This window comes from Mesorhizobium sp. M2A.F.Ca.ET.042.01.1.1 (assembly GCF_003997405.1).
In the GTDB taxonomy this organism is placed as follows: domain Bacteria; phylum Pseudomonadota; class Alphaproteobacteria; order Rhizobiales; family Rhizobiaceae; genus Mesorhizobium.
The window spans coordinates 1-7,527 of the sequence record NZ_RZRX01000283.1 but is presented as its reverse complement, the minus strand read 5'-3'; the positions used below and the strand labels follow the sequence as shown (position 1 = coordinate 7,527).

Sequence of the window (7,527 nt, the reverse complement as noted above, 5' to 3'; positions counted from 1 at the left end):
AAGCGCCGGGCGGAACGCAAGCACGGCGTCCCGCGAGAAAACATCCTTCAGCTGCTACCCAATGCGGTCGCGCCGTCCAAGGAAGAGCTGACAGGCCACTGGCGACGAGTGGCCGACCGAGCGCTCGTCGCTGTGGAAACAGTATTGCCGGCTGCACGATGTCGTCGTGAAGATCGTCGCGCAACGAAGTGTGCCGGCGCTTCATGGCCACCCCCGGCGTCGTGCCGGTGACGGTGCTCTCGTTCATGACTGCGATCGACGAACCGTCGTCCTTCCGCCGCTCGCGTGACGTTTGGCCAACTCGCCGCAGGAAATCCTCATTCAGACTCGAAGCAGATGTCGTCATGGTCGCACCGGCCGGCATGCCGATCGTCACCCGCTGCTCAATGTGTGCTATTGGACGGCCCGCGGAACCCAACCTATGTTAACGAGTTCTAATATCAGTGACGCGCAAGCGCCAGTCGGGGAAAGGAATGTCGCCCCATTATTCGGGAGGATGGGAGACGCTGGCACCCAAGGAGGCCCCGATAAAGAGCCCGCTATTTGGAGCGGGCTCTTTCATGCGACGGCCGGTCTATCCCGATACGGGCCGCCTGTGGTTGAGCATTTGGGTTTGTGACGAGCTGGGGCAATGCCCAAGTACTTTTTCGACTTTAGCGATACCGGCGAGAGCTCCCCGGATGAAGCAGGCACTGAGCTTGCCAGCTTTGAAGCTGCCAAGGCTGAAGCGGTGAGATCATTGATGGAGATGACCGCCGAAGTGCCGCTCGGAGGCACACACCGCGAGCTGACAATGACCGTCCGCGACGAGAGCGGGCGCAATCTGGCGCAAGCCGTCATCACATTCGAGGTTCGTGTTCTCGACTAGTGAGTTCTCTGGCCTCACGCATGAGCGACGCTCAGTTCATGCCAAACAACATGACCAGTTCGAGCGCCTGCGCTTCAGAAATGCCAGTGTGTTCCGCGAGCCGGGCGTGTCATGCCAGCATCAGCGTACATGCCTAAAGCCCTAGTGCTGATCCCCCTCAGCGCCGGGGCTTTTCGATGCAACCTGAGCTGATATCAGTTCCCAGTGGGCGAGGTTCTCCGACTGCGTTTTCATGAACTTGCGCAGGAATTCTTCGGCACCCTCTGTCGGATGCCCATCCCGCGCAAGCCTTTCAATGAGCGCGCGCTGGCGGGCGATTATTGCCTCGCCTTCGACGAGCGCCGCAGCGAAGTCCCGCGACTGGTTCTCGGGCAGTTTCTTATCCCGAGTCTCACTGTCAAACGCCGATTTTTTTGGGATTTCGCCATCCAGTGCATACGAGCATATTGAATTCGCCATGTTGCCCTCATTTGCGGGGGCGAAGACCATTCCCCGCGAACAGGCGGATTATAATCTTTCACAATTAATTTCGCGAGTCCTTATGGAGCGGAACACGCCAGGTCGAATCGGAGGCTGTGCGGAAACTCGGCCACGGCTAAGAGGATGGGAACAATGTGGGCATTCTGCAGTTTGGCGTTCATCCATGCTGAAGGTCGGTTATTTGGGCCGCGAGTGCGTGCCGGCCATGAGCCGGAGACCGCGCGTGCAAAATGGTGACAAACAAGACGAACAAGGCGAAGGTCAGCGGCCGCTCAGTGACAGCGACCTGTTGCGGCTCATCTTTGACAGCGCGACCGACTTTGCGATCTTCACCACTGATCCCAACGGGATCACCACGAGCTGGAACGTGGGTGCCGAACGCGTGCTTGGCTATGCCGATGACGAGATCATCGGGAAGTCTGCCGATGTAGCCTTTCCTCCGGAGGAGGGCGGAGTTAGCGCCGCCGCAGAGGAGCGCCGGATCGCACTGGCCGAAGGGCGAGCCGAGGACGAGCGCTGGCAGATGAAGAAGGACGGCACGCGGTTCTGGGCGTCGGGGCTGCTGATGCCGCTCGCGGACAGAACCCAAGGTTTCGTCAAAATACTACGCGACCGGACCGCCCAGCACCGTGCCGAAGCACAGCTTCAGCAGAGCGAAGAGTTATTCCGCGTCCTCGCAACCAATATCCCGCAGCTCGTCTTCCGCTCGAAGGCAAACGGTGACCGGACCTGGGGTAGTCCACAGTGGAGTGTCTTCACGGGCTTGGCCTTTGCTGACAGCGTCGGCTTCGGCTGGCTCGATGCCGTCCATCCTGAGGATCACGACGCGACGATGACGGCCTGGGCTGAGGCGCCGACCGAAGGCGAATATTATTGCGAGCACCGCATCCGCCGATCGGTCGATGGCGAGTACCGATGGCACCAGACCCGGGGCGTCCCGCTGGACGACGCCGGCGGCGTGGCACTCGAATGGGTCGGAACCTCAACCGACATCCACGACCTACGCACTCTCAAGGACCAGCAGAAGGTGCTTTTGGCCGAGCTTCAGCACCGCACGCGCAACCTGATCGCGGTTGTCCAATCACTCGCACGGCAGACGATGCGGTCAAGCGCGTCGCTGGACGAGTTTGCCGAGGATTACGAAAGGCGGTTACGCGCGCTTTCGCGCGTGCAAGGATTGCTCGCGCGCGCCGACCATCAGCCGATCGACCTGCGCGAACTGATCGAAGGCGAGCTCCAGGCGCACGGCGACGGAAGCGTGGACGGAGGCAACGTCACGATCGAAGGGCCGGCGACGTCGTTGCCGGCGATCTCAGCGCAATCCGTGGCGCTAGCGCTGCACGAGCTCGCGACGAACGCGGTGAAGTACGGCGCTCTTCACCAGCCGTCGGGCCGGCTCGCCGTTAGCTGGAACATAGAGCACGACGGGTCGAAGGCACGCGCGAGACTTGAATGGCTCGAGAGCGGCGTCACGATGCCGAAGGGCGGCCCCACGCGGAAGGGCTATGGCAGTGAATTGCTCGAGCGGGCGCTTCCCTACGAGCTCGGCGCTAAAACTAAGATCGAGTTCGGATCGGATGGGGTGCGCTACGAGATCGTCGTGCCGGTGACCAAGGATGAGCAGCAACATGGATGAGCCGCAACCCGATGCCCTGCGTGGCCGCCATCTTCTTGTGGTCGAGGACGAGTACATGATCGCTGCCGAACTGGCGCGGGCGCTGGAAGACAGAGGCGTGAACGTAATCGGCCCGGTGGGCTCAATCGAGGATGCGCTGGAGCTGCTCGGGGCGGAGGACCGGATCGACGGCGCCGTGCTCGACATCAACCTGCGCGGCGAACGCGCCTACCCTATCGCAGACGCGCTGCGCGAACGTGAAGTGCCCTTCATCTTTGCCACGGGTTACGATGCCTGGTCCATCCCTGAAGCGTACGCCGAAGTGCCGCGCATCGAGAAGCCGGTAGACACCCGAGCGCTCGCACGCCTCCTACCGCTAAGCTAGTCGCCGCGGTGCCTGTTCCACAGGCGTCCTTCGCCTGTCGGGGTCGGCTAGCTGCGTCCAAGGCCCGACGCCCCTTGCTACGGGGCGGCGGGTCCAGCGCGCGGCCTAGGGGAAAAACGCGTATTTGTAGACGACTCTGAGTTCTTGGTCGGTGACTCTGACCCAGAGTTCCTCATGAACTCGAATGCGAACCGCTCGACCTGTCACGCGCGAAGCAGCCGCTGGAGCTGTTTGAGCGTCAACGACTTGCCGCAAGGTGACAGTGTCACCCGACATGACTTCCACCACGTATGTCTTCATCAGCCCAGTTTCGCCGATGTGGCTTTCCTGTGAGATCAAATTTGATGCAAAACCCGAACATCCATGGAAATCATAAACGGGGGCGGCATACACCAATCGACTAATGGGGCGACCTCCGAAAGGCCGGCATTCGACTTTCACCGGGTAAAGGCATACGGTCCCTCCCAGGGACCAGATGATTACCCCTGAAACTCGGCTTGATATGCTGAAGCGCCACGTTCTCCTGGGAGAGCGTCACATAAAGCGCCAGCACGCGATTATACAGCACCTCACAGAGCTAGGTGCTCCGATCAAGCAGGCACTGGAATTGCTCGATTTGTTCCAAGAGATGCAGGCGTTACACGTCGCCCATCTGAGGCGGCTGGAAAAGGCGTCTTAGTCCTGCAACTTAGACCTGAATATGGCACGCCACGCTCTGCCGTATACGGAGCAGTCCGCGTCATTGGAGCTAACATCAGGGTTTTGCGCGCCAGCCCGGATCATGGCCCGCGCGATCGCCAGCTCTGTTTCAACAACCCTTGCGTTTCCTTCTGCGTCCTGTTGTCGGTGCGATCAGCCGCCGCAGCGTGCGCTTGGCGAACAGCCCGGCCGTTTAAATTGTCGATTTCGAACGAGCACCTTGCGTAGAGGGTAATTCAAGCCTATATCTTTGTTATCGATGTTTGCTGTTGAATTTGTTTTTGCGCTCCGGCGCCCGACGATCTCCTCTCAAATTCGATCACTGTGACGTTTGGCATGTCGCCAGACGTAAACTTCTATGCCGATTTGAAAGGAAATCGCCATGAATACTGGAACCGTAAAGTTCTTCAACACGACCAAGGGCTTCGGCTTTATCGCTCCTGAAGCGGGCGGCGCGGACGTGTTTGTCCATATCTCGGCTGTAGAGCGCGCCGGTATGCGCACCATCGTTGAAGGCCAGAAACTGAGCTTCGATGTCGTGCAGGACCGCCGTAACGGCAAGAGCGCGGCCGAGAACCTTCAGGCCGCTTAAAGGAATCGCTCCTGGCCTTGACCACGGATGTACTGGCAATGGCCGTTGACGGTTTTCGAAAGGTCGGGTTCGCCCGGCCTTTTTTGTTTTAAGGATGATCTACGATGTATAGTGCAATAGCAGATGCGGCGTTCAAGCCCAAGCCTACCGTGAGGGAAAGCAAGGGCGACGCGACCACACAAGCTGCCCGAGGCATATTGGACAAAGAGACCGCAGATCGCGAGTCAAAGACACAGCGGCTCAAGCTGGCGCGCCTCGCCAAAGAAGCTGCAGAGCCTGTCGCTTCGCCAAAACCGAAACGCGCTTTGGCGAGAGGCGTCCGTCGCCGCGCTTAAACGGATAACATCGGGGCGAGACCCTAGTGAGAGACGTAACGTGCGGGAAAGCGGCCGCGCGAGCAAATTTCAATCACCAGCACTCCCGGCGGTAAACGATGGACCATAAGTATTCCAATGCGCGAGGTCATTTCTTCGCCGCAGTAAGGGCGCTTGCTGCCTCATCAGACAGCATTCAAGCCCGGCTGATCGAAGCGAACGAGAGCATCCTGAACGTGACCCTTGACGAGTTTGAAGGCGATCGGGAGCTCAAGATCAAGTTTGCACGTATTCTCGATCTCCTTGCCGTTGACGACGATGACATCGTCTCCACCGCAGTCGAGACAGCGGCGCACATGACAGATTTTGAAGCTGTAAAAGTTGCGGACCTCATCTGTGACTTTTGCTTCGAGCTGGTTTGAGCTAGGCCCCGCGATTGTCGCCCGCTCGTCTTCTGCTTATTGGTGCCCTGGCTCCGCGATATCCAAGGAGACCGGCCTGCCAAGGCAGCAAGCTAATCGACCGCAGTCTCATGCGATTGTGAGCCGCGCCCTTGAGTATTAGGATGGTCCCGAAAACCGCGGAGCCCCCCATGGTGCACCTGGAAGACCTCTACCGGATCCTGAGGACCGGCCACGTGCAGGCGCAGGGAGTCGTGGATACTGTCCCGTTTCCTTTACTTGTGCTGGACGGCGCCCTCTGCATCGAGGACGTCAATCGTGCGTTCCTCCGAACCTTCAAAGTGAACCGCGACGACATCATCGGGAAGCGTATTTACGACTTGGGTGATGGCCAGTGGGATATTCCCGAACTGCGTCGTCTGCTCACCGACGTGATCCCCAAGAGCACCGCCGTCATCGACTACAAGGTGGAGCACGATTTCCCCGGCATCGGAAAACGGACCATGCTGGTTACGGCGCGCACCATCAACCAGGACGATAACGGCACCACCATGTTGGTGTCGTTCGTCGATGCAAGCGACAGAACCCGCAGAGAGGTCGAGTTTGAAATTCTCCTAGGCGAGCTCCGGCATCGGATGAAGAACCTGCTCGGGCTGGTGCGGGCTCTCGCTAACCAGACCAAGGCCGAAGGCGTCTCGGCCGAGGCTTATCGCGAGGCTTTTCTAGGTCGGCTTACAGCCATTGTGGACGCCAACGACCAAGGGTTCGTCGGCGGCGGCGATGGCGACCTCGCCGAGCTAATAGCGCGTACGCTCGAACCGTTTGCAGCAAGTCCGAGCGCCATAAATATCGACAAGGGTCCACCTGTTAAGTTGGATAGCAAGAAATTGATGTCGCTCGCGCTTGCACTGCACGAGCTTGCAACGAACGCCCTCAAATACGGGGCGCTGTCCAAAGCGGGCGGACAAGTTCATGTGCTTTGGGAGGTCGAGGAGGCCGAGATCCCGCGCCTCCGGCTCACATGGACAGAAAGCGGGGGCCCTCGGGTGAGCGCTCCTACGTCCAGGGGCTTTGGGAGCCAGTTGATCCAGTTGGCAATAGCATACGATCTGAATGGCAAGGTGGAACCGACTTATGCGGCCACCGGTTTAATGGTGGAGATGGTCATTCCGCTCACGACTTGAGTCAGCCAGATTGAACGCCGAGTGCAAAAGACGGTCCTCATCGTGGAAGATGAATTTCTGATCGCGATGGACCTCCAATCCATGCTCTAACGGCGGGGATGGCGTGTCATCGGGCCGGTCGCGAGTGTGACGGCGGAGCCCTGCTGTTGGAACGTGAACGGCCTTCCGTCGCCTTGCTCGACGTGAATTTGGGCAACGAATTGGCCACTCCGGTGGCCGAACAATTGACCAGCCTCGATATCCCGTTCGCTGTGGCGAGCGCCTACGACAGGCCAGAGCTTGTCGCAGGCGAAGTTCTCGCCGGAGCACCTAACGTTGGAAAGCCCGCTCAAGAGCGGCGCCTGCTCGCCGTGCTTGGGGAACTAACTCGCACATGACATTCGAAGCCGTCGCTTCAAGCGTCGCACTTCGCGCAGCACTAGAGAGCGGAGTGCGAGATTGGAGCAATACGCCGGGTCATGCGTTGGCTTTCAACTCTGCTCGAAGGACCCACGTCATTGGACACCACTGCAAAGCTAGCCAAGCTGCGCCGGCATGTCCGCATTCTCGTGGACCTTGGCCGCGTGGCGGGAGAGGAAGCTTCGCTCAGCCGCTTCCTCGATCAGGCTTGTGTGCAGGTAGCGCGGGCCGTTGAAATAGATCACGCAAAGATCCTTCGCTACCGACCCCGTACGGCTGACCTGTTCATGGAGGCCGGCTTCGGATGGAAGCAGGGGACTGTGCGCAACGCCATCTTTTCGGCGGATCTCCGATCACCGCCTGGCCGAACGTATCAGACGGCTGAGCCTTTAGTGATTGTGAATGGCACGGCCGCCGACGAGGATGGCGAATATGTCTTTTCCGATGTGCTGAAAGAGCACGGCATCAAATCGCTGGCGAACGTGCCGATCCTGATCAAAGGCGCGGCGTGGGGTGTGCTGGAAGTGGATTCCTCGGTCACGCGCGACTTCAGCGAAGATACCGTCGACTTCATGACGGCTGCTGCCGCC

9 protein-coding genes and 1 pseudogene are annotated in these 7,527 nt (G+C 59.5%); 9 read left to right on the top strand and 1 reads right to left on the bottom strand.

What is annotated here, in order from left to right; genetic code table 11:
• Window positions 1-121: 121 nt before the first annotated feature.
• Window positions 122-293 (top strand): annotated as a pseudogene (locus EOA23_RS36650) (IS110 family transposase); the annotation flags it as partial.
• A gap of 338 nt (window positions 294-631) precedes the next feature.
• Window positions 632-868, top strand: a complete 237-nt coding sequence (locus EOA23_RS29310; protein ID WP_127306699.1) for a hypothetical protein — start codon at window positions 632-634, stop codon at window positions 866-868.
• A gap of 141 nt (window positions 869-1,009) precedes the next feature.
• Here EOA23_RS29310 and EOA23_RS35855 read toward each other — a convergent pair whose 3' ends face one another.
• On the bottom strand, window positions 1,010-1,327 hold the full coding sequence (locus EOA23_RS35855) for a hypothetical protein (RefSeq protein WP_189341747.1): 318 nt from the start codon (window positions 1,325-1,327) through the stop codon (window positions 1,010-1,012).
• 184 nt (window positions 1,328-1,511) lie between these two features.
• Here EOA23_RS35855 and EOA23_RS29305 point away from each other — a divergent pair, with 184 nt between their 5' ends.
• The 7 genes from EOA23_RS29305 to EOA23_RS29265 form a co-directional block, all read left to right on the top strand.
• Window positions 1,512-2,984, top strand: a complete 1,473-nt coding sequence (locus EOA23_RS29305) for a PAS domain S-box protein (RefSeq protein ID WP_189341746.1) — start codon at window positions 1,512-1,514, stop codon at window positions 2,982-2,984.
• Window positions 2,965-3,348 (top strand): response regulator, encoded by a 384-nt coding sequence (locus EOA23_RS29300; protein ID WP_245474380.1) that lies wholly within the window; start codon window positions 2,965-2,967, stop codon window positions 3,346-3,348. Before EOA23_RS29305 ends, EOA23_RS29300 begins: the two co-directional genes overlap by 20 nt.
• A gap of 1,081 nt (window positions 3,349-4,429) precedes the next feature.
• Window positions 4,430-4,639 carry a cold-shock protein gene (locus tag EOA23_RS29290; protein ID WP_127306696.1) on the top strand — a complete coding sequence of 70 codons (210 nt, stop codon included), beginning with the start codon at window positions 4,430-4,432 and terminating at the stop codon, window positions 4,637-4,639.
• Between the two features lie 433 nt (window positions 4,640-5,072).
• On the top strand, window positions 5,073-5,375 hold the full coding sequence (locus EOA23_RS29280) for a hypothetical protein (protein ID WP_127306694.1): 303 nt from the start codon (window positions 5,073-5,075) through the stop codon (window positions 5,373-5,375).
• Window positions 5,376-5,545: 170 nt separating this feature from the next.
• The gene (locus tag EOA23_RS29275) at window positions 5,546-6,538 is read left to right on the top strand and encodes an HWE histidine kinase domain-containing protein (RefSeq protein ID WP_348628591.1); all 993 of its coding nucleotides are present in this window, start codon (window positions 5,546-5,548) and stop codon (window positions 6,536-6,538) included.
• A gap of 146 nt (window positions 6,539-6,684) precedes the next feature.
• Complete coding sequence (locus EOA23_RS29270) at window positions 6,685-6,915, top strand: response regulator (RefSeq protein WP_348628590.1); 231 nt, start codon at window positions 6,685-6,687, stop codon at window positions 6,913-6,915.
• Between the two features lie 120 nt (window positions 6,916-7,035).
• Window positions 7,036-7,527, top strand: a 492-nt coding sequence (locus EOA23_RS29265) for a GAF domain-containing protein (RefSeq protein ID WP_245474379.1), incomplete at its 3' end; no start/stop codon positions are given.